20 protein-coding genes are annotated in these 19,979 nt (G+C 68.8%); 9 read left to right on the top strand and 11 right to left on the bottom strand.

Annotation, left to right across the window (positions count from 1 at the left end):
- Positions 1–97: 97 nt before the first annotated feature.
- The 5 genes from ACTIL2_RS04895 to ACTIL2_RS04875 all read right to left on the bottom strand — a co-directional run bounded on the left by ACTIL2_RS04895 (position 98) and on the right by ACTIL2_RS04875 (position 5,567).
- Positions 98–871 carry an ABC transporter ATP-binding protein gene (locus ACTIL2_RS04895; RefSeq protein WP_442336340.1) on the bottom strand — a complete coding sequence of 258 codons (774 nt, stop codon included), beginning with the start codon at positions 869–871 and terminating at the stop codon, positions 98–100.
- Complete coding sequence (locus ACTIL2_RS04890; protein WP_442336339.1) at positions 850–1,737, bottom strand: ABC transporter permease; 888 nt, start codon at positions 1,735–1,737, stop codon at positions 850–852. The genes ACTIL2_RS04895 and ACTIL2_RS04890 overlap by 22 nt, the downstream gene beginning before the upstream one ends.
- Complete coding sequence (locus ACTIL2_RS04885) at positions 1,734–2,804, bottom strand: ABC transporter substrate-binding protein (protein ID WP_442336338.1); 1,071 nt, start codon at positions 2,802–2,804, stop codon at positions 1,734–1,736. Before ACTIL2_RS04885 ends, ACTIL2_RS04890 begins: the two co-directional genes overlap by 4 nt.
- Positions 2,801–4,006, bottom strand: coding sequence for an LLM class flavin-dependent oxidoreductase (locus ACTIL2_RS04880; protein ID WP_442336337.1), 1,206 nt, complete (start codon positions 4,004–4,006; stop codon positions 2,801–2,803). Before ACTIL2_RS04880 ends, ACTIL2_RS04885 begins: the two co-directional genes overlap by 4 nt.
- Positions 4,007–4,214: 208 nt before the next feature.
- Positions 4,215–5,567, bottom strand: a complete 1,353-nt coding sequence (locus ACTIL2_RS04875) for an MFS transporter (RefSeq protein ID WP_442336336.1) — start codon at positions 5,565–5,567, stop codon at positions 4,215–4,217.
- A gap of 204 nt (positions 5,568–5,771) precedes the next feature.
- Between ACTIL2_RS04875 and ACTIL2_RS04870 the strand changes: the two genes are divergently transcribed.
- Genes ACTIL2_RS04870 through ACTIL2_RS04860 form a run of 3 tightly spaced genes read left to right on the top strand, consistent with a single transcriptional unit; the run spans position 5,772 to position 9,759 of the window.
- Positions 5,772–7,100: a styrene monooxygenase/indole monooxygenase family protein gene (locus ACTIL2_RS04870; protein ID WP_442336335.1), complete on the top strand. Its 1,329-nt coding sequence runs from the start codon at positions 5,772–5,774 to the stop codon at positions 7,098–7,100.
- Entirely contained in the window at positions 7,097–8,500 is a 1,404-nt protein-coding gene (locus ACTIL2_RS04865) for an LLM class flavin-dependent oxidoreductase (RefSeq protein WP_442336334.1), read from the top strand. Before ACTIL2_RS04870 ends, ACTIL2_RS04865 begins: the two co-directional genes overlap by 4 nt.
- On the top strand, positions 8,497–9,759 hold the full coding sequence (locus ACTIL2_RS04860) for an acyl-CoA dehydrogenase (RefSeq protein ID WP_442336333.1): 1,263 nt from the start codon (positions 8,497–8,499) through the stop codon (positions 9,757–9,759). Before ACTIL2_RS04865 ends, ACTIL2_RS04860 begins: the two co-directional genes overlap by 4 nt.
- A 193-nt stretch (positions 9,760–9,952) precedes the next feature.
- Here ACTIL2_RS04860 and ACTIL2_RS04855 read toward each other — a convergent pair whose 3' ends face one another.
- Positions 9,953–10,087 (bottom strand): hypothetical protein, encoded by a 135-nt coding sequence (locus ACTIL2_RS04855; protein WP_442336332.1) that lies wholly within the window; start codon positions 10,085–10,087, stop codon positions 9,953–9,955.
- A gap of 187 nt (positions 10,088–10,274) precedes the next feature.
- Here ACTIL2_RS04855 and ACTIL2_RS04850 point away from each other — a divergent pair, with 187 nt between their 5' ends.
- The 3 genes from ACTIL2_RS04850 to ACTIL2_RS04840 are packed head-to-tail and all read left to right on the top strand — an operon-like array spanning position 10,275 to position 12,959.
- Positions 10,275–10,841 carry a flavin reductase family protein gene (locus ACTIL2_RS04850; RefSeq protein ID WP_442336331.1) on the top strand — a complete coding sequence of 189 codons (567 nt, stop codon included), beginning with the start codon at positions 10,275–10,277 and terminating at the stop codon, positions 10,839–10,841.
- Between the two features lie 7 nt (positions 10,842–10,848).
- Complete coding sequence (sfnG, locus tag ACTIL2_RS04845; protein WP_442336330.1) at positions 10,849–11,943, top strand: dimethylsulfone monooxygenase SfnG; 1,095 nt, start codon at positions 10,849–10,851, stop codon at positions 11,941–11,943.
- Positions 11,940–12,959 carry an acyl-CoA dehydrogenase family protein gene (locus tag ACTIL2_RS04840; RefSeq protein ID WP_442336329.1) on the top strand — a complete coding sequence of 340 codons (1,020 nt, stop codon included), beginning with the start codon at positions 11,940–11,942 and terminating at the stop codon, positions 12,957–12,959. Before sfnG ends, ACTIL2_RS04840 begins: the two co-directional genes overlap by 4 nt.
- A gap of 18 nt (positions 12,960–12,977) precedes the next feature.
- Here the strand turns inward: ACTIL2_RS04840 and ACTIL2_RS04835 are convergent, their stop codons facing one another.
- A complete protein-coding gene (locus tag ACTIL2_RS04835) occupies positions 12,978–13,898 on the bottom strand; it encodes an SDR family NAD(P)-dependent oxidoreductase (RefSeq protein ID WP_442336328.1) in 921 nt (306 codons plus the stop codon).
- A gap of 35 nt (positions 13,899–13,933) precedes the next feature.
- Here ACTIL2_RS04835 and ACTIL2_RS04830 point away from each other — a divergent pair, with 35 nt between their 5' ends.
- Positions 13,934–15,238: a hypothetical protein gene (locus ACTIL2_RS04830; protein WP_442336327.1), complete on the top strand. Its 1,305-nt coding sequence runs from the start codon at positions 13,934–13,936 to the stop codon at positions 15,236–15,238.
- Between the two features lie 24 nt (positions 15,239–15,262).
- On the opposite strand, the gene ACTIL2_RS04825 is transcribed toward ACTIL2_RS04830, so the two are convergent.
- From ACTIL2_RS04825 to ACTIL2_RS04815, 3 genes are read right to left on the bottom strand one after another with little or no spacing between them, the layout of a single operon-like run.
- Positions 15,263–15,532 (bottom strand): hypothetical protein, encoded by a 270-nt coding sequence (locus ACTIL2_RS04825; protein ID WP_442336326.1) that lies wholly within the window; start codon positions 15,530–15,532, stop codon positions 15,263–15,265.
- Positions 15,529–15,819, bottom strand: a complete 291-nt coding sequence (locus tag ACTIL2_RS04820; RefSeq protein WP_442336325.1) for a type II toxin-antitoxin system Phd/YefM family antitoxin — start codon at positions 15,817–15,819, stop codon at positions 15,529–15,531. Before ACTIL2_RS04820 ends, ACTIL2_RS04825 begins: the two co-directional genes overlap by 4 nt.
- Before the next feature lie 38 nt (positions 15,820–15,857).
- A complete protein-coding gene (locus ACTIL2_RS04815; protein WP_442336324.1) occupies positions 15,858–16,544 on the bottom strand; it encodes a GNAT family N-acetyltransferase in 687 nt (228 codons plus the stop codon).
- Positions 16,545–16,676: 132 nt separating this feature from the next.
- On the opposite strand from ACTIL2_RS04815, the gene ACTIL2_RS04810 reads away from it, so the two are divergent.
- Positions 16,677–18,026: a lysine 6-monooxygenase gene (locus ACTIL2_RS04810; RefSeq protein WP_442336323.1), complete on the top strand. Its 1,350-nt coding sequence runs from the start codon at positions 16,677–16,679 to the stop codon at positions 18,024–18,026.
- Positions 18,023–19,705, top strand: coding sequence for an amino acid adenylation domain-containing protein (locus ACTIL2_RS04805; protein WP_442336322.1), 1,683 nt, complete (start codon positions 18,023–18,025; stop codon positions 19,703–19,705). The genes ACTIL2_RS04810 and ACTIL2_RS04805 overlap by 4 nt, the downstream gene beginning before the upstream one ends.
- On the opposite strand, the gene ACTIL2_RS04800 is transcribed toward ACTIL2_RS04805, so the two are convergent.
- The gene (locus tag ACTIL2_RS04800; protein WP_442336321.1) at positions 19,700–19,957 is read right to left on the bottom strand and encodes a phosphopantetheine-binding protein; all 258 of its coding nucleotides are present in this window, start codon (positions 19,955–19,957) and stop codon (positions 19,700–19,702) included. The genes ACTIL2_RS04805 and ACTIL2_RS04800 overlap by 6 nt on opposite strands.
- Positions 19,958–19,979 lie beyond the last annotated feature (22 nt).

Raw genomic sequence — 19,979 nt, 5'->3', positions numbered from 1 at the left:
CGGCCGGACTGTCACTCTGCAGATAAGCGCTCGCCGGGGCACACGATCGGGCGCAGAGCGTGCCCGGGCAAGCGTTGATTCCCAGAATAAGGTGGGGTCAGGCCACCGGCTCCACGCCGAGCTCACCCAGCAGACGTGCACGCAGGTCAGCATGGTCAGCATACTCAGCGTGGTCAGCATGCTCAGCGCGGTCAACGCCAGCACCACCATCCCCACCACCGTTCCCTGTGGACACCTCCAGGCTCAGCCGGCCGTCCTTAAGCACCGCGACGCGGTCCGCCAGGGCAATGGCCTCGTCCACGTCATGGGTGATCATCAGCACTGACGGACGGTGCCGGGCGACCAGGTCCTTCAGCAGACCGTGCATCCGGATCTTCGTCAGCGCGTCCAACGCACCGAACGGCTCATCGGCCAACAGCAGCTGCGGCTCCCGGACCAGCGCCCGTGCCAGGGCGGCACGCTGCTGCTCCCCGCCGGACAACTCCACCGGCCACGCTCGCTCGCGCCCGTCCAGACCGACCTCGTCCAGGGCGGCCCTGACCTTCTCGTCGGTGGCGCGTCCCGACGGAAGACCGAAGGCCACGTTGTCGGCGATGCGCAGCCACGGCACCAGGCGCGAGTCCTGGAACACCACGGACACCCGGTCGGGGATGTCGATCACTCCCGAGCCACTGACCTCCCGGTCCAGACCAGCCAGGGCCCGCAGCAGGGTGGACTTGCCCGAACCGCTGCGTCCCAGCAGGGCCACGAACTCGCCCGGACGGATCGTCAGGTCCACCCCGTCCAGCGTGTCCGTGACCCCGTCGAAGGAACGGTGGACCTCCTGGACCCGCACGTCCGGCGTTTCCGTCAGCTGATTGTCCGTCGCCATGACAGCGCTCTCCCTCCGATGGTGCGGATGATCGCGTCCGCCGCGACACCCAGGATGGCGTAGACCACGAGGCCCACGATGATGATCTCGGTCTGCCCGTAGTTCGATGCGAGGGTGATCATGTAGCCGATGCCGGAGGTCGTGTTGACCTGCTCGACCACCACCAGTGCCAGCAGTCCGGCGGTCACGCCCAGGCGCAGGCCCAGAATCGTGTTCGGCAGGGACCCCGGCAGCACGACCCGGCGGATGAATTCGCGGCGGCTGACCTCCAGTGTGCTGGCGAGTTCCACGAAGCGGCTGTCGATGGACCGCAGCCCGTCGAAGGTGTTCATGTACACCGGGATCAGCGTCGCCAGGGCGATGGTGGTGACCTTCATCTCCTCGCCGATGCCGAACCACAGGATGAACAGGGGCATCACGGCCAGGGTCGGCACGGCGCGCCAGATCTGCACCGGCCCGTCGACCATGGATTCTCCGATCCGGGACAGTCCGGCCAGCGTGGCCAGCACCATACCGACGGCGATGCCGATGACGATGCCGATGACGATGCCGATGCCCGCCCTGGTCAGCGAGGCGATCAGGGAGTCCTGCAGCCGTCCGTTCTCGACCAGTTCACCGGCGGCGGTGATCACCTGCCAGGGTGCAGCGAGGATCCGTTCGTCGATGAACCCGATTGCACTGCCCACGGTCCACAGCACCAGCAGGACGATGATGCCCAGCGCACTGCCGAGCTTGAGTTTGCGTCCCGGCCCGTAGGTGCGCCGGACGGGACGGACGTCCCGCGGTGCGGTGGTGTCGGACGCCCCGTCCGCGGCGGGACCCCGCGTCTGCGTCGGACGCGCCGGCCTGTTCAGGATGGTGGTCATGACTCCTCTCCTTCTTCCGTGTCCGCGTTGAGTTCGGACGGCTCGAACCGTCGGTCGTAGATGTCCTTCTCGACGTCGATCTCCGGGTGGTCCTGTTCCTCCGACAGCAGGTCGGCGGTCTCCTGGTGCTGGGAGATCAGGTCGTCCCACGTGTCGGGGATGACGAACTCCCCCTGCCGGTCGACGACGTAGTCGGCGTCCTCCGGCGCGAGGCCCTGGTCCTCGACCAGGTACTTCTCGGCGTAGGTGTCCTTGTTCTCGTTGATCCACACATTGGCCTTGTTCCACACCTTCACGTACTGCTTCAGTGCGGCGGCCTTGTCCGGGTCGTCGAGTGTGGCGGTGGGAACGTACAGGTGCCAGGGGTCATCGGGCACGCCGGGGGCGATGGTCGAACCACCGTCGCGCTCGTACTTCGCCAGGTAGGAACGGGCCTGCTCGACCCCGAGCGGGGCGACGTCCACCTCGTCCTTGGCGATGACGTTGACGAAGGTGTCGTCGGTGGACTGCAGTTCGACGAGTTCCACGTCGTCCTGGCTGAGCCCCGCTTCCTCCAGGACGCGGAGCACCAGCGCGCCCTGCGCCTGGCCGGGACTGTAGGCGATGCGTTTGCCCTTCAGGTCCTCGGGTGACTCGATGTCCGCGTTCGGTGCGACACCCAGTTCGTAGGTCGGGTGCTCCAGCGGGTCCTCGGTCTGCCGCGCGGACACCACGCGCACCGGCTCATCCGTCCAGGTGGCGAACAGCGGCGGGATGTCCGCGACCGCGCCCACGTCCAGTGCCTCGGCGCGGAAGGCCTCGAGGGTCTTCGGCCCGCCGTCCATGTTCGCCCACTCCGGGGTGAAATCCAGTTCGTCCAGCAGACCCGCCTCCTCCAGGATGACCTGGGTGCGGGGGTCGCCGATGCGCAGGACGGTCTCCGGGTCTACCTCGTCGGAGATCTCCGCCTCGGTGTCCACGTCCCCGTCGTCACTCACCGCGTTGCAGCCGGTCAGGGCGATGGCTGTGATGGTGAGGACGCCGATGCTGGCGATCCCCGTGCGGCGGATGCTCGCTCGCGGACTCATGCGCTTCGCTCCTGTGCCCGGACGTCCCCGCCCAGCGGGCCACCGTGGTTGGTCACGCCGAACCCGCGGCGACGCACGGCGGGGATCACACCCTCACCCACGTGGTAGGTCTCCTCCAGGTGCGGGTAGCCGGACAGGACGAATTCCTCGACCCCGTTGGCCTGGTACTCGACGATGAGGTCGGCGACCTCCTCGTAGGAGCCCACCAGAGCTGTGCCGGCACCACCGCGGACGAGGCCCACACCGGTCCACAGTCCGGGGTGGATCTCCAGGGAGCGCACGTCGCTGCCCTGCTGGAAGTCGCTGCCGCGACCGTGCAGTTCGGCGATGCGGCGCTGGCTTTCGGACTCGGAGGACGCGATGGCCTGCTGGGCGTCGCGGACGTCTTCCTCGGAGACGTGGCTGAGCAGCCGCTCGGCGGCTGCCCATGCCTCCCCCGACGTTTCGCGGGCGATGACGTGGACGCGCAGTCCACCACGGGAGGCCGGAACCGCGGCGAGCTTTTGTCCCACGTCGTCCGGCTTCTCCCCCCATGTCAGGTAGATGTCGGCGTGGTCCTGCGCGACCTCGAGCGCCTCCGGGGAGGACCCGGAGAAGTACACCGGCGGGATCACGTCCGGCCGCGCCGGCAGACGTGCCCCCTCGACGTGGACGTGGCGTCCGTCGAAGTCGACCGGGTCCTCACTGGTCCAGAGCTGCTTCCACAGGTCCAGGAACTCGCCGGTGCGCTCGTAGCGCTGGGCCTTGGGTAGGTCGTCGCCGGACGCCTTCTGCTGGGTCGGCTCGCCTCCGGTGACGACGTTGAGGTTCAGCCGGTTGCCTGAGATGCGCTGGAAGGTGGAGGTGGACTGCGCCTCCTTCAGGGCGGTGGCCAGGCCGGGACGCACCGCGACGAGGAACTTCAGCCGGTCGGTGACGTCCAGCAGGCTCGTGGCGATCAACCAGGGGTCCTCGCACCACAGGCCCACGGGGATCAGGACGCTCTCGAAGCCGTTCTGCTCGGCGGCGAGGGCAAGCTGCTTGAGGTAGCGCGGGTCGACCGGACGGTCGGGGGTGTACGACTCGTCGCTTCCGATGCTCCCGTCGGCGGCAACCTGACCACCGGGCCCCCCACCGACGACGTACCTCGAGTCGACGAAGGGCGGCAGGAACCAGTGGAAGGTCAGTTCGGGCGGCGTGTGCTCGGCTGTCTGTTCTGTCATGGCCCGAGTGAACCACTCTGTCTACTTTGCGGGCCAGACTTCCGATCGCGCTGAATGGAGGGCGGGACCCCGCGGACCCGTCCAGTGGCAACTACAGCGAGAAGTTCTACCGGTGTTCGACCAATTGAACTCGAATAACCCCAGGTCACAAGAAGTCCTATCACCTCACAGTGGTAGAACTTCTCACCTCTCCCCTGCCGACACCAACTCAGTGCCCGGTGAGCTCCCGCCAGTGCGGGGCAGCGAGTTCGTCGTCGATGACCGTCCTCTTCCCTGCACGCACCCCCAGCAGACCCATCACCACGGACAGCACAACCAGGGCGATCAGGATGGACTCCCACTCGCCGGTCGACTCATGCACCAGGCCGATCAGGAACGGGCCGATACCGGCGATGAAGTAACCCATCGGCTGGACGAAGCCGGACAGCCGGGCGGTCACCAGCGGCGAACGGCTCCGGGCCGGAATCAGGGCGATGGCGGTGGGGAAACAGAACCCACCGACGCCCAGCAGGAACGCCCACACCAGCGGCACCGATGTCGGCGACAGCAGGATTCCCAGGTAGCCGATCGCGGTGAACAGGGCGAACACCAGGGGGAACGGGGCGAGACTGCGCGCCCGGTCGATGACCGTGGGCATCACCAGTCCACCCAGGATGTTCAGTCCACCGATCAACGCCAGCGCCACGCTGCCGACCTCCCGGGACACCCCGGCGTCCACGTAGATCTGAGGCAACCAGCCCATCTGCAGGTAGGCGTTCATGGCCTGCAGGCCGAAGAACAGCGTGAGGTAGACCGCCGTCGGAGCGCGCCACAGCGACACCTTCGCGTGGGCATGGGAGTCCACCACGGGGTCGTGCAGACGAGCCGGGACCAGCGGCTCCTCCTCCGGTTCCGGGGAGTCCGGGGAGTCCGGGGAGTCCGACAAGTCCAGCTTCTCCGGCTTCTTCTGCGGTCCACCGGGGAAGTCCGATCCGGTGCGAACCGCGACAACCAGCCACACGACCACCTGCGCGGCACCCAGGAACGCCCAGACGAACAGCGCCCAGCGCCAGGCGTCCGAACCGCTGAACCACAGCGCGGACAGTGGACCGATGGCACCGGACAGGCCGAGCAGTGATCCGTAGGCGGTCATCATCGCCACGGTGTGGCGTCCGCCGTAGTTCTTGACCCACGCCGGGATCAGCACGTTGCCCAGGGCGATACCCGCCACGACCAGGCCGGTCATGACCATGAACACGGCAACCCCGCCGACCCAGGGCCGTACGGCGAGACCGACCAGCGTGAGGACCATGCCGATGACGATGGTCCTGCTCAGGCCCAGCCGACGGGCCAGCGGCACCGCGCACAGCCCCATGATGCCGAACAGGATTCCGGGGAGTGCCGTGATCAGACCAGCCAGGGAACTGGACGTCCCGAATGCGTCGAGGACGTCGGACAGCACGGGCCCCAGGGAGGCGATCCCTGCGCGGAGGTTGACCGCGGCGACGATGACGGCGATGAATCCCAGCGCGACCGGAATCACGAGCCTGCCCCGGGTCCGTTGCGCTTGTTTGTCGGTCATTGTCGCTCTTCCGTCAGCATTGTCCTCCTCAGATGTGCACGGTCGGACCGTGCGTGAACCCCTGTAAACCTACCCCTCCCCGTCCCCGTCCGCCGACCCCGACCGAGCGGTCTATAGCGAAGTCCGGCGCTGAGGTCAAGGGTTCGCTGCGCACCGCGGCAAACGGTGTCATTGTCCCCGTCCGGCTTCCTACGATCCCGAACCATGACCTCACCACACCCCGCACCCCAGAACCAGAAATCCATCGCAGTGATCGGAGCCGGGATCGCCGGCGTCAATGCCGCCCTCGCCTTCAGCCGCCAGGGCTGGCGCGTCGACCTCTACAGCGACAAGGACAGGAACGACCTGCTCAACAACGTTCCCGCCACCGGCACCGCCATCCTCTTCGGGGCGTCCCGCACGCCGGACGCGGCAATCACCGCCGACAGGTACGCCGACACCGAGACCGCCAACTTCACCTCCAGCGGTGCCGCCGTCGCAGGCGTCACCAGCTTCCCCGCCGACTTCGACTACGAGGCACAGTCGGTGGACGTCCGGCTGCGCGCCGACGACCGCCTCGGCGAGTTCCTCGACGAGGCCGGGTCCACCGGCAGCCGGTTCATCGTCCAGGGCATCACGCCCGGGGACCTCGACACCGTCGCCGCCGAGCATGACCTGACCTTCGTCGCGACCGGGAAGGCGGGTGACGGAAACCTCGCCAACATCTTCGAGACCGACACCGACCGCACGCCCTACACCGAGGCCCAGCGCTACCTGCTGACCGTCACGACCCACGGCCTCCCCGTCGACCACGCCTTCACCGGACGCAACCCGAATCCGGGCGGCCTGCTGTCGATCCACGGGGAGGGCGAGGTCTTCGTCGGCCGCTACCTGCACAAGGACCTCGACAACAACAACGGCGACTCCTGGGTACTACTCGCCTGGGCACGTCCCGGAACAAAGACCGAGGAGGCGTTCCGCTCGGCGACCGACGCACAGAGTGCCCTGGACGTCCTGAAGGACCTCCACCGCGATGTCTTCCCCGATGTCGCTGAGGACATCGGCAAGCTGCAGGTCATCGACACGGACCGGTTCTCCTGGCTCAAGGGCGCGGTGACACCCCGCGTGACCGGGCCCACGGCAATCACCCCCGGCGGAAACCTCGTCGCCGCGCTAGGTGACACCTCCATCGCCGTCGACCCGATCGCCGGGCAGGGCGCGCAGCTCGGCACGTTCCAGGTCGCCGCCCTCGCCGAGGGCCTGAAGGACGCCGAGGACGAGGGACGGGAGTGGGACGATGCCCTGCTCACCGAACTCTTCGAGAAGCACTGGGCCGAGCACGGGGAGGCTGGCGTGGAAGTCACCTCCCTGTTCCTCGCGGATCCACTGTTCGCCGATGTCGCCAATGAGTTCTTCGGCACCGCCGCCACCGACCCGGCGGTTGCCACGACCCTGTTCAGCCTGTTCTCCGAGCCCACCCCGGCACTGACACTGCGCACCGCAGAGGACGTCCGCAGCCTCGTGGCGTCCCGTCGCGCGAGGGTGACTGCATGAGCCAGCGCCGTATCCGCTTCAACGCCTTCGACATGACCTGCGTGGTCCACCAGTCCCCCGGATTGTGGCGCCACCCGGATGACCAGGCTCACCGGTACAACGACCTGTCCTACTGGACCGAACTGGCTCAGCTGCTGGAGACCGGCTACTTCGACGGCGTCTTCATCGCCGACGTCCTCGGACTGTACGACCTCTACGGTGCGTCACCGGACGCCGCCCTGAAGGCCGGCACCCAGGTCCCGGTCAATGATCCGCTGCCGCTGGTATCGGCGATGGCCGCGGTGACCGAGCACCTCGGATTCGGCCTGACCACCGGCACAGCTTTCGAGCACCCCTTCCCGTTCGCCCGCCGCATCACGACCCTCGACCACCTCACGAACGGTCGGCTCGGCTGGAACGTGGTGACCGGGTACCTCCCCTCGGCGGCGGAGAACACCCAGTCCCACGGTCAGCTCGACACCTTCGACCACGACGCCCGCTACGACCACGCCGACGAGTACCTGGAGGTGCTCTACAAGTTGTGGGAGGGGTCCTGGGAGGACGATGCGGTCCTCGCCGACCCGCTGACCGGCGTGTACACCGACCCGTCGAAGGTGCACCCGATCAACCACGAGGGGGTGAACTACACCGTGCCGGGGATCCACGTCTCCGAGCCGTCGCCGCAGCGCACCCCCGTCATTTTCCAGGCCGGGGCGTCCGACCGCGGCAGCACCTTCGCCGCCGACCACGCCGAATCCGTGTTCGTCGCCGCACCCACGAAGGAGAAGCTCGCCGGCGTTGTCGCGACGCTGACAGAGAAGCTGGAGGCCGCGGGACGCTCGCGGCAGGACGTGGTGATCTACGCGTTGTTCACCGTCATCACCGACGAGACCGAGGAGAAGGCGCAGGCCAAGGCCACCGAGTACCGCAACTACATCGACCATGAGGGGTCACTGACCCTGATGTCCGGGTGGATGGGCGTGGACTTCTCCCGGTTCGACCTCGATGACCCCGTCGCCGGGATCGAGTCGAACGCGATCCAGTCGGCGGTGGCGGCGTTCCAGCAGTCCGCCGGTGAGGACGGCCGTCAGTGGACCGTCCGCGAACTCGCCGAGTTCGGTGGTATCGGTGGACTCGGACCGGTCGTTGTCGGCTCCGGGGTATCGGTCGCCGACCAGCTCGAGGACTGGGTCGACGCCACCGGCATCGACGGATTCAACCTGGCCTACGCGGTGACCCCCGGGACCTTCCGCGATGTCATCGACCATGTCGTGCCCGTCCTGCAGGAGCGCGGCGAGTACCCGACGTCCTACGGGGACGGGACGCTGCGCCACAAACTCTTCGGACGCGGGCCCCACGTCTCTGACACCCACCCGGCCGCCAACGCCCGAACCATCTCAACCACAGGAGCCCCATCATGACGACCACCGCCCCCGAAACCCTCTCCGCCACCGAGGCACCCGAGGAACCCACGGACGCCTCCCTCTCCGAGGTCTTCCAGCCCCTGTTCGACCGCATCGCCCAGGGCGCCGCCGACCGCGACGCCAACCGTGAACTGCCGACCGAGGCGGTCCGTCTGCTGCGCGATTCCGGCTTCGGACGCCTGCGCCTCCCGGTGGACCAGGGCGGCTTCGGCGCCAGCGTGCGCCAGACGTTCTCCCTGCTCACCGACCTCGCCGTCGCCGACTCCAACATCACCCAGGCCCTGCGCGTGCACTTCTACAGCGTGGAGAGCTTCCTGCTCGGTGCCCAGTCGGAGGATCCGGACGCCGCCGCGGCGGCACAGCAGAACCTCGACAAGGTCGCGTCCGGCGTCCTGTTCGGCAACGCGATCTCCGAGCGCGGGCACGGCGCGGTGGACCGCTACCAGACCCGCCTGACCCCGGACCCGCAGAATGAGGGCGCGTACCTGCTCAACGGCACCAAGTACTACAGCACCGGCAGCCTGTTCTCCGACATCATCAGCGTGTCCGCCGACCTCGACGGCGAGCGTGTGGCGGTCAATGTCCCCGCCGACGGCGAGGGCGTGCAGCAGATCGACGACTGGGACGGCTTCGGCCAGCGCCTCACCGGATCCGGCACGACGATCTTCCACGAGGTGAAGGTTGCGCCGGAGCAGATCGCCCCCGGCGGCTACGGGACGCCCGGACGCACCCCCGACACCTCGTTCCGGCAGCTCTTCCACCTGGTCGCGCTCGCCGGCATCGCCCGGCGCGCCGCCGACGACGCCCGCGACCGGGTGCAGGGTCGTGACCGCACGTACACCCACGCGCCCGCTGACCTGCCCCGGGAGGACCCGCTGGTCCAGGCCGTACTGGGCCGGGTCCACTCCGCGGCGTTCACCGCACGGGCCACGGCACTGGCTGTGGCGGATGCGGTAGCTGTGGCCTTCGGTGGGACGGACGAGCAGATCGATGCCGCGGAGCTGGCGTCCTCCGAGGCGCAGGTCTCCCTGATTCCGCTGGTGCTGGACGCGGTGAACGAGATCTTCGAGACCGGTGGCGCCTCCATTTCCTCGGACAAGCTGAACCTGGACCGGCACTGGCGCAATGCGCGGACGCTGGCGGTCCACAACCCGGCGGTCTACAAGCAGCAGGCCATCGGCCGGTTCGCCCTGGACGGTGACGGCACCGCCCTGCCCTACGCCTGGAGCGCCGGCGTGCGCGGCGAGGACGGCTAGAACCACCCCCAGCGCCGCCATGATCGACTGTCAAGGATGTGGCGCTCCATGTTGGTCCGATGGTCCAAAACCAACCTGGAGCGCCTCACCTGTGTCATGTCCCTTCGACAGTCACGTGCCGGGGGCACAACCACGACGAATAGTCGACGTGAACCTCGTCGGATAGCCGAGAATCTACCGACGGGCACCCTCCCTATGACGAGCCCCGGGTGACGGCATGGTTGACGTCCAGCGCGACCGCTACCCATTCTCCGGGGAACTCTTCCCTGCCGACGGTTGATGCGCCGACCTCGATCCAGCCGGGGCCCTTGTCGCGTCCGGCACACATCCACTATCTCCCAGCCGGACGAGTGGTCCTCCGTCCGGTTAAAGCCCGCCGACTGACCCCGACTGACCCCGGAACACCTTCCATTCACCCCTTTGGGGAATCCTGGCCCATGGAACAGACCGTATGGTCTACTTGTTGACACTGAAGACGTAGCCCACCGCACCCGCACCCCACCAGGAGACCGATCGTGACTTCTTCGCTTGACTCACAGACCGCTGCCGCAGCGGCAGCCTCCGTCGCCGACCCCACAGCCATCGCCGCCCATGGTCCCGACGCACAGCTCTCGCCCACCGAACTGCGCAGCGCCTGGGCGTCCATCCCCACCCCGATCACCACCGTCGCCGCCGTCATCGACGGTCAGCCCATTGGACTGATCGTCGGCTCCTACGTCGGCCTCTCGCTGGAACCCGCACTGGTTGCCGTGAGCATCCAGAAGTCCTCCCGCTCATGGCCGCTGCTCAAGGACGCGGAGCACCTCGGCATCTCCGTCCTGACCCGCAACCACCAGCACCTCGTCCGGCAGCTCGCCGGCCCCATCGAGAACCGTTTCGACGACATCGACTGGGAGAACGACCGCGGGGCCGTGCTGGTCGGCGACTCCGCCGTGCACCTGACCGGCCACATCATCAACGAGCTGGACACCGGCGACCACGTCACCGCGATCCTCCAGGTCGACCGCGTCCGCGAGCAGGCACCGTCTGAGACCCCGCTGGTGTTCCACGGGTCCCAGGTCTCAACCGTCGGGGAGCTCTGATCACCGTATGTCCACCTCATCCATCACACAGCCGCAGGATCTCCAGTTCGCCTACTGGGTGCCCAACGTCTCCGGGGGCCTGGTGGTCTCCGAGGTCGAGCAGCGCACCGACTGGGGCATCGACTACAACCGGAAACTGGCGAAGAACGCCGAGGACGTCGGCTTCGACTACGCCCTGTCCCAGGTCCGCTACCTGGGATCCTACGGCGCCGAGTCACAGCACGAGTCCGTGAGCTTCTCGCTCTCCCTGCTGGAGGCGACCGAGCGCCTGAAGGTCATCGCCGCCGTCCACCCCGGACTCTGGCAGCCGGCCGTGCTGGCGAACCTCGCCACCACCGCGTCCGAGCTCTACAACGGGCGCATCGCACTGAACGTCGTGTCCGGCTGGCTGAAGGACGAGTTCACCAAGTTCGGTGAGCCGTGGCTGGAGCATGATGAACGCTACCGGCGCACCGGTGAATTCCTGCAGGTCCTGCGCGCCATCTTCGAGGGCGACCACGCCGACTTCCAGGGTGACTTCTACCGGTTGCACGACTACTCCATCAGCCCCCACCCGCAGATCGCCCCGGAGCTGTTCCAGGGCGGGAACTCCACCGCCGCCCAGTTCAACGGCGGCAACTACTCCGACTGGTACTTCATCAACGGCAAGCCTGTCGACGAGGTCAAGGCCCAGATCGAGGACGTCAAACGCTTCGCCGACGAGGCGGGACGCGAGACGAAGATCGGCGTCAACGGCTTCGTCATCCTCGAGGATACCGAGAAGGAGGCGCACGACAAGCTGCGCCACATCGTCGACAACGCCAGCCACGGCGCGGTCGAGGGATTCCGCCAGTCCGTGAAGCAGGCCGGGCAGTCCACCTCGGACGGCAAGGGCATGTGGTCGGACTCCACGCTGGAGGACCTGGTGCAGTACAACGACGGTTTCCGCACCGGCCTGATCGGCACCCGCGAACAGGTCGAGGAGCGTATCGACGAGCTGCGCAACGTGGGCGCGGATCTGATCCTCACCGGATACCTGCACTTCGACGAGGAAGTCCGTCGCTTCGGCGAGGAGATCATCCAGCCGCTGCGCGCCCGCACCACGGCCGACGTCAACGCGTGAACCGCGCCGCACAGGTCGCCGACGCTGTCATCCGGCTCAAACACTCCGGCCTGCTCGCCGCCACGGTGCCCGCCCGGCTGGGCGGCCCGGAGTACCCCGCCTCCGCCATCGCGGAGGCGTTCCGCATCCTCGCCGGCGGGGACGGCTCCCTGGGACAGATCCCGCAGAGCCACATGACCTTCAGCCGCTGGCTCTTCGACGGATCCCATCCCGGCACCGAGCAACACTGGGCGGACCGGCTGCTCGGCGGCACCCTCATCGCCAACGCCCAGGCCGAACGTGAGCCCGTCATCCTCGACGACGGCGTGCTCAACGGCCGGAAGATCTTCTGCACCGGCTCGATCTACGCCGATGTCGTCGTGGTCACCGCCCGGCGTCCCGGCGAGGACACCCAGAGCCTCGGCGTGTTCCTCCCGGTTGACACTCCCGGCCTGAGGGTGGTGGACGACTGGTCCGCACTCGGCCAGGAGTTCACCGGTTCCGGCACGGTGGAGTTCGACAACGTCGCCGTCGACGAGCAGGACGTCCGTGCCTTCGACGATGCGCTGACCCTCCCCGGCTACGGTGTCTTCGCTCAGCTCCTGCATGCAGCGATCGACGTCGGCATCGCCGGGGCGGCGTTGGACGCGACGCTGGAACTGACGGCCTCCGCCGACCCCGATCCCCTGACCGCCCATCTCGCCGGGGAACTTGTCGCCCAACGCTTCGCCGCCGAGGCCGTGGTCGAGAAGGCGGGCCGGGCGCTGGATGACCTGTGGGAGGGGAACGCGGATCCGGCCACCGTCTCCCTGCAGGTCGCCGCGGCGAAAGTGACGACCGGTCGACTCACCGTGGACCTGGCATCCCGCATCTTCGAACTCACCGGAACCCGCGGCACCGCGGCGAACAGTGACCTCGACCGTCACTGGCGCGACCTGCGCACCCACACCCTGCACGAACGCCGCCGTGACAAGCTCGCCGTCATCGGACGCGCCGCGCTGACCGGGCAGGACCCGGAACTCGGGCCGCAGCTGTAGTTCCCGGCGACGGCCGGCTCAGACCGGGAAGGTTACCCCGGTCAGTTCCCCGGAGACGTCCCACAGGCGCCGCTGCAGGTCCCGGTCATGGGTCTGTTCGGTGGAGGACACCACCACCGGGGCACCCCGGAAGCCTCCGGGACCCCGGGGACCGAAGTACTGCCCGCCGAAGACGTCCGGGTCGGTGGCCGCACGCAGTGACGGCAGCGCCCCCTTCGCCGCGGGCTGGGAGACAACTGGACGCACCGCCGGCCACACCTTCTGCACCGGTCCGGGAAGGTAGCGGAACAATGCCGTGTCGGAGACCCCGGGGTGCGCGGCCACCGAGATGGCGTCCGCGCCCGCGGCCTTCAGACGGTGCTGGAGTTCGTAGGCGAACAGGAGGTTCGACAGCTTGGACTGGCCGTAGGCGGCCACCGTGTCGAAGGAACGCTCCCACTGCAGGTCATCAAAGTGGATCTCGGCGCGCATCTGGTGCGCCACACTGGACACGGTGACGATCCTCGAGTCCGGGACCGTCAGCACGTTGTCGAGCAGTTGACCGGTGAAGGCGAACGTGCCGAGGTGGTTCACACCGAACTGCAGCTCGAACCCCTCGGCGGTCTCCAGCTTCGGCGGGTACATCACCCCGGCATTGTTGACCAGCAGGTCAATCGCGGGAAAGGTCTGCTTCAGCACATCTGCCGCCTCGCGCACCGAGTCGAGCGAGGCCAGGTCCAGCTGCTGGACGGTCAGTTCGGCGTCCGGCACCGAATGCCTGATCCGGTCGGCCGCGTCCTCACCGTTGTCGGTGGAGCGCACGGCCAGGACAACGTGCGCACCCCTGGACGCCAGTGCCCGGGACGTCTCGAAACCGAGGCCGCTGTTGGCCCCGGTGACGACGGCGGTCCTGCCGGACTGGTCGGGGATGTCCTTGTCGGTCCAGCTGTTCGTAGCCATACTTACAACGATATGTCCATGTAACGTTCGGTGCCATGTCCCCTTCCACCGCCACCGAGTTCACCGCGTCCCCCGTGCCGCCGTCCGCCGCCCTTTGGGGGGCAATCGACGCGGACGAGCCGGTGCCGGACGCCACGCTGCGGCGGACGGTCTCGGCGATGATGGCATCCCACGGGGCTCTGCGGGCGGTGGTCGCCGGGACCACGGTGCGCGTCCCGGAGGAACCGTTGGTCACCGCGGACGACGTGATCGCGGAAGAGAGGTCCGGTCCCGGCGTCCTGGCGGCCTCGATGGATCCGGAGGCGGGCCTGGTGTGGCGCGTCAGCTACCTCTCACCCACCCGCATCCTGGTCTGTGTGCACCGTGGCGTGGTGGACGCGGCATCGTGGGCCACGGTCATCGGGGACGTCAGGACACTGCTGTCGGGAGGCAGCGTGGGGCCCGTCGGTTCCTGGCCGTGGCTCGCCGCCGACGTCCCGCCCGCCGCCATCGACGGTGGCGGTCCGGCGACCTACAAGACCTTCGATGTCAGCGACGCGGAGGCACTGCTGGATGTGCTCCCCCCACAGCTCGGTGTCGGGCACCAGGAGATCCTCGCCGCCGCGGTGGTCATCGCGCGCGCCGCGGCGGGACACCCCATTGACACGGTGGCGCTGCGTGCCCGCACCGCCCCGGAACGACGGACGGTGGGACGCCTCGACCAGCAGTTCTCCGCCTCCGTGCCGCATACCGGCGCCACGGAATCCGAGCTCCTGACCGGTGCCCCGGTGGTCAGGGACATCGTGGACGCCACCGCCTCGCTCCTGGACGCCTCCGTGGACGCCGAACGGGACACGGTCGAACCGGACGCCACCGTGGAGGTCAGTGAGGCGAAGATCTCGGTGACCGGCCCGGTGCGTCCGGTGGACGGGGTGCCCCACGTGATCCTGGGGACACAGGCACTCGCCCGGGTGTCGGTCGTCGACGAGCGGGGCGGGGCGGACGGGGTGCTGCTGTGGCGCTGGCTGGAGCAGGCACTGATCAGCCTGGCTGCACTGGCACGGCTGACCGACGCCGGCATCGTTGACGGCACCGCACAGACCCCGCAGCGTCCCGTCCCCGCACAGGCACGCAACCTGTTCGGGACGGTGGACCACATCATCGCGGACCGCACAGTGGACCTGACCCACCTTCCCGAGGTCAACGGTTTCGCCGTGGCGAAGCGGCTGCAGGACGGGCACCCCGGCGGCTCCACGCTGGTCCTCCTGCCCGGAGTCACCGACCCGAAGGCCACGGGAGGGCGATCCGGCCGGGTCGGCAGCGGCGTGACCGCACGACTGATCACCCCAGTGCGCGACTGACCGCCCCCACACGCCGGCACCGGTTCAGGTTCCCGGCGCGATCACGTCCAGCCCCACGGCACGGGCGGCCTCACCCAGCCTGTGGTCGTAGGTGAGAAGGGCCGCGGCGTCCAGGCGTAGAGCGGCCTCAAGGTGCAGGGCATCGAGGGTGCGCAGAGACCTCATCGGCAGTAGTCCCGCGCTCCGGAACACGGAACGGTCCAGCCAGTCCAGCAGCGCTCCACTCTCGGGCCGGTCAATCAGTAGCACTCCGGCAGCGGAGGTGTCGACGTAGACTGTCTGCGCGACTGTCACAGCCGGTCGCCCCGGAGATCGTCGAGGATACCCGGCAGACCCGCCGGGACGGACTTCCGGCGGATTCCCAGTGCCGACCATCCACCGCGGCGCTTCGCCGGACGTGCGATCCGCAGCCCAGATACAGGGGTATCAAGCGGGACGATCTTCCCGACCGGCACGCCACTGTTGGTCAGGACGAAGGACTCCCCCTGATTCACCGAGCGGAGGACACGCCCGGAATCATTGCGCAGTTCACGCTGCGAGAGGGACTCAATGCCAGGGGCATGAGGATCGGGGGCGCTCATGACGCACGGTGTAGCACGGGCGCTACACTTCGTCGCGGTCAGTCGTCAACAGGAGCACTGAGCAGGCGGTCGGCCGGGTCGACCGTCCCGTCCGCCCAGTAGAACAGCCTGACCCTCCGGTCCGCCCTCTGCTGGCGCTCGCCGGCGTCCACGCCACCACCCCGGCGCAGGACGCGGTGCACGCGGTGGTTCGTCGAAGACGGCTCCACGAGCACGAGATGGCAGTCCGGGTCTGCCTCCAGCAGGTTCCGGGCCATGTCACCGAGGAATGGGCTGAAGATCCCCCGACCGGTCAACGACTCCTCCCCGACCGCCACATGGAAGCCCAGGTCATGCGGCTCGGAGCCGTAGACCAGCCCGATCTCGTCGCGGTGCGGCCGGTAGATCTCCATGTAGCCGACCTCGTCCTCCCCGTAGCCCAGGATCAGTGGCAGGGAGTAGGTCGTGGACAGTTTCGCCCGCCAGTCGGCGGCCCACGTCTGCGCGCTCCAGTCCTGCTCCCAGGTCTCCACCAGGTGCGGACGGCCCATCCAGTCGGCGACCTTCCCGGGGTCCTGCGAGTCCTCCGACGGGTCGGCGACCCGGAGGCTGATGCCCTCACCGGGGGTCCGGTAGACCGCGGGAACCGGCGGGGCATCCGGCAGTCGTCCGTCCGGCCCCACATCGGTCCGCAGCCGGTGCAGGACGCTCAGGTCGATCGGCGCGGCGGCAATGTTCTCGGTCACAGTCTTGGTCCTCTCCCACTGGTCGTACTGCACATTTGATTCTAAAGACACCCTACCCTTTGATCAGGGGTCACGAATCAGGGTAGCCTGCCCAGTGGACCACAGGACAACTGACCAGGAGCACCCCTCACCGTGCAGATTCCCCCCTCTCTCCTCATCCTCGGCGCCGGGCCCAAGGCGGTCGCCGTGAACGCCAAGGCGGCCGCCCTGCGTTCCCTCGGCCTGCCCGCCCCCAGCATCACCGTCGTCGACTACCAGGGCATCGGCGGGAACTGGCGGTCCGGTGGCGGATGGACCGACGGCCGGCACCGACTCGGCACGTCCCCCACCAAAGACGTCGGCTTCCCCTACCGCACCCGCATTGCCGGGCCGCCCGGCACCGACGCCAACAGCGCGGTCGACCGTGAACTGCTCGCGTCCGGGTGGACGGGCTTCCTGGTCGACACCGGCCGCTACGCCTGGTGGGTCGACAACGACCACCCCAGTCCCCGCCACTACCTGTGGGCCGAGTACCTGCGTTGGGCCGCGGCCCGTACCGGGATGCATCTGGTCCCCGGCCAGGTCAACCGCATCGGTCTGCGCAACCCGGGCGCCGCGCGGGTGGCCGGAGACGACGGTGCCGACGGGTGGTCCCTGACCGTCGGCCGTCTCGACGGCTCGACCACCCGCATCGAGGCCGACGCGCTGATGCTGACCGGCCCGGGACGCTCCGACCGCCGGATCGCGCCGCTGCCCACGGTGTTCTCGGTGGCGGGGTTCTGGCAGGCGGTCTCCTCGGGACGTCTGCCGACCGCCTCCCGCGTCGCGGTGATCGGCGGCGGCGAGACGGCCGCGAGCATCGTGGAGGAGGTCGTCAACCACGACGTCGTCGACCTGGCGGTGATCTCCCCGCTGGCCACCATCTTCACCCGCGCCGAGGGCGCTTTCGAGAACGGGCTCTACACCGACCCCACCCTGTGGACGACGCTGGACGACGCCGACCGCCGCGAGGTCATCGCCTGTTGCGACCGCGGTGTCTTCTCCGCCCAGGTGCAGGCACGGCTGAAGGGCGAGGACCGGGTCAACCACCTGCGCGGCCGGGTCACCGGCGTCACCGACCACAACGGCCTCGCCGCCGTGCACACCGACGACGGACGGACCGAGGTCTTCGACATGGTCGTCGACGCCCGCGGCAACTCCCCACTGTGGTTCACCCGCATGATGGACGACCGCACCGTCGCCCGGCTGATCAGCGCCTGTTCGGGTCAGGTGACCAGCCAGGCCGTGGAGGCCGGGATCGGCGCCGACCTCGCCCTCGAGGGCATGGACCCGACGTTGTTCCTCCCCACCCTCTCCGGCCTCCGCCAGGGACCTGGCCTGGCGAACCTCAGCTGTCTCGGGGAACTCTCCGACCGCGTCCTCGCCGGGCTCGGGGCCGGGTGCGCCCCCGCCCCGGAATCGCTGCGCCAGCCGTCCACCACCGACGAAAGGATCCTCCAGTGACAAGCACACTCCCGGCGTTCGCCGGACGCGCCGGTGACCTGCGCTTCGGCCCCGCCACCCCGGTCGAGCCGGCAACCCTCGACGAACTCCTCCTGCGGTCCGCCGCGGAACACCCCGACAGTCCCGCCGTGGCCGGCGACGGCGGACCCGTGACCTTCGCGGACCTCGACCGGCGTTCCTCCGCGGTGGCCCGTCACCTCCGGGCGATTGGTGTGGGCACCGGTGACCGGGTGGTTGTCCTGGCCAACCGGTGCGGCTGGCTGCCGGTCGTCGCGTCCGGCATCATCCGGGCCGGTGCGGTGTACGTCCCGGTCGACGCGTCCTACCCCGCCGAACGGGTCGCCTTCATCCTCGACGACTGCGCGCCGGCGGCCGCGTTCGCACTCGGCGGGGCGTCGCTGCCACGGGGATTCACGGAGAGCGGTCTTCCCACCGGCACCGTCACCGACGACTCCCCGCTGGGCCGTGGGTTCCTTGCCGCGGAGCACCGTCCCTTCACCGCGGCCGAGCAGTCCCGTCCCGTCACACCGGACGACCCCTGCTACCTGATCTACACCTCCGGCACGACCGGGACGCCCAAGGGTGCGTTGAACACGCACATCGGTGTCACCGCGCACTTCCAGTGGATGGGACGTGTCCTCGCCGGGGATGCACCGGCCACCGGTTCCGCGGGCATCCGCATGCTGCAGAAGGCGCCGGTCAGTTTCGATGTCGGCGTGGCCGAACTGCTGGGCCCGCTCGCCACCGGCGGCACCGTCGTCGTGCCTCCGCCGGACTGGTGGCCAGGTGACGTCGATGCCCTGGTCGACATGGTCGGCCGGCACAACGTCACCGTCCTGTCCATGGTGCCGTCCCTGCTCCGCGTCCTGTTCGACGTCCTGGACGACCTCGGGACGCCACTGACCGCACTGTCGCCTCTCCGCCACCTGATTCTCGGCGGGGAAGCCGTGCCGGGTGACGTGGTGAAGCGTGCACGTGAGGGGATCGGCTGCCGCGTCCACGGCCTCTACGGCCCCACCGAGACCGCGATGGACGTCACCTGGGTCGAGTACACCGACGACCTCGTGACCTCCCCCGACTTCGACGACCACGCCAGCCTCCTGGGGCTGCCGGAGGACAATGTCGGCGTGTACGTGTTCCGGGAGGACGGGACCGAGGTCGACCCCGCCGGGGACTCCTGGGACACCCCCGGTGAGCTGTGCATCTCCGGACCACAGGTCGGCACCGGCTACTTCGCCCGCCCCGACCTCACCGCGGAGGTCTTCGTCCCCTCCCCGGAACCCGGGACAGACGGCGGCCGCATGTACCGCACCGGCGACATCGTCGCCTGGACCGAGGTCAACGGCGAACGCCTCCTGCGGTTCCTGGGACGCATCGGCGACCAGGTGAAGATCCGCGGCAACCGGGTGGAGCTCGGCGAGGTCGAGGCCCGGCTGCGCGAACTCCCCGGGGTCCGCCAGGCGGCCACGGTCGCCGTCGACGGGCCGGACGGGACAGCGGAGCTGGTGGCCTTCATCGTCGCGGAGGACACGACCGCCCCCGACGCCACGCAGCTGGCGGCGGGGCTCGCCGAGACTGTCCCGGAGTACATGGTGCCGTCCCGGTTCACCGTCATCGACGCCCTCCCGTTCAGCCCGAACGGAAAGCTCGACCGCAAGGCCCTGGTGGCGGGCCTATGACGCCAGGTCGGTGAGCAGCTCACGCCACGCGGAGAGGGAACTCTCCTCCGCCAGATCGGCGAAGTCCGCGTGGAAACCCTCCGCACGCAGGAGGGACACGAGCTCCACGAGCCGGACGGAGTCCAGTCCCTGGTCCATGAGCTCCTCGTCCGGATCGAGGTCCCCTACCCCGCAGCCCAGCAGATCCGCCACCCGCGCGGTCAGTTTCCCCATCGTGCCGTCCACATCCACACCGTCCACTGTTCCCGACAACTCCACTCCCTGCTCCGTGTTC

It is taken from the genome of Corynebacterium sp. (assembly GCF_052107835.1).
GTDB lineage: Bacteria > Actinomycetota > Actinomycetes > Mycobacteriales > Mycobacteriaceae > Corynebacterium.
This window is presented reverse-complemented; position numbering and strand designations above follow the sequence as displayed.

Excerpts from the sequence above, each read along its gene's own strand:
- ACTIL2_RS04895 (WP_442336340.1), bottom strand. The coding sequence starts at position 871 with ATGGCGACGGACAATCAGCTGACGGAAACGCCGGACGTGCGGGTCCAG.
- ACTIL2_RS04890 (WP_442336339.1), bottom strand. The coding sequence starts at position 1,737 with ATGACCACCATCCTGAACAGGCCGGCGCGTCCGACGCAGACGCGGGGT.
- ACTIL2_RS04885 (WP_442336338.1), bottom strand. The coding sequence starts at position 2,804 with ATGAGTCCGCGAGCGAGCATCCGCCGCACGGGGATCGCCAGCATCGGC.
- ACTIL2_RS04880 (WP_442336337.1), bottom strand. The coding sequence starts at position 4,006 with ATGACAGAACAGACAGCCGAGCACACGCCGCCCGAACTGACCTTCCAC.
- ACTIL2_RS04875 (WP_442336336.1), bottom strand. The coding sequence starts at position 5,567 with ATGACCGACAAACAAGCGCAACGGACCCGGGGCAGGCTCGTGATTCCG.
- ACTIL2_RS04870 (WP_442336335.1), top strand. The coding sequence starts at position 5,772 with ATGACCTCACCACACCCCGCACCCCAGAACCAGAAATCCATCGCAGTG.
- ACTIL2_RS04865 (WP_442336334.1), top strand. The coding sequence starts at position 7,097 with ATGAGCCAGCGCCGTATCCGCTTCAACGCCTTCGACATGACCTGCGTG.
- ACTIL2_RS04860 (WP_442336333.1), top strand. The coding sequence starts at position 8,497 with ATGACGACCACCGCCCCCGAAACCCTCTCCGCCACCGAGGCACCCGAG.
- ACTIL2_RS04855 (WP_442336332.1), bottom strand. The coding sequence starts at position 10,087 with ATGTGTGCCGGACGCGACAAGGGCCCCGGCTGGATCGAGGTCGGCGCA.
- sfnG (WP_442336330.1), top strand. The coding sequence starts at position 10,849 with ATGTCCACCTCATCCATCACACAGCCGCAGGATCTCCAGTTCGCCTAC.
- ACTIL2_RS04835 (WP_442336328.1), bottom strand. The coding sequence starts at position 13,898 with ATGGCTACGAACAGCTGGACCGACAAGGACATCCCCGACCAGTCCGGC.
- ACTIL2_RS04830 (WP_442336327.1), top strand. The coding sequence starts at position 13,934 with ATGTCCCCTTCCACCGCCACCGAGTTCACCGCGTCCCCCGTGCCGCCG.
- ACTIL2_RS04820 (WP_442336325.1), bottom strand. The coding sequence starts at position 15,819 with ATGAGCGCCCCCGATCCTCATGCCCCTGGCATTGAGTCCCTCTCGCAG.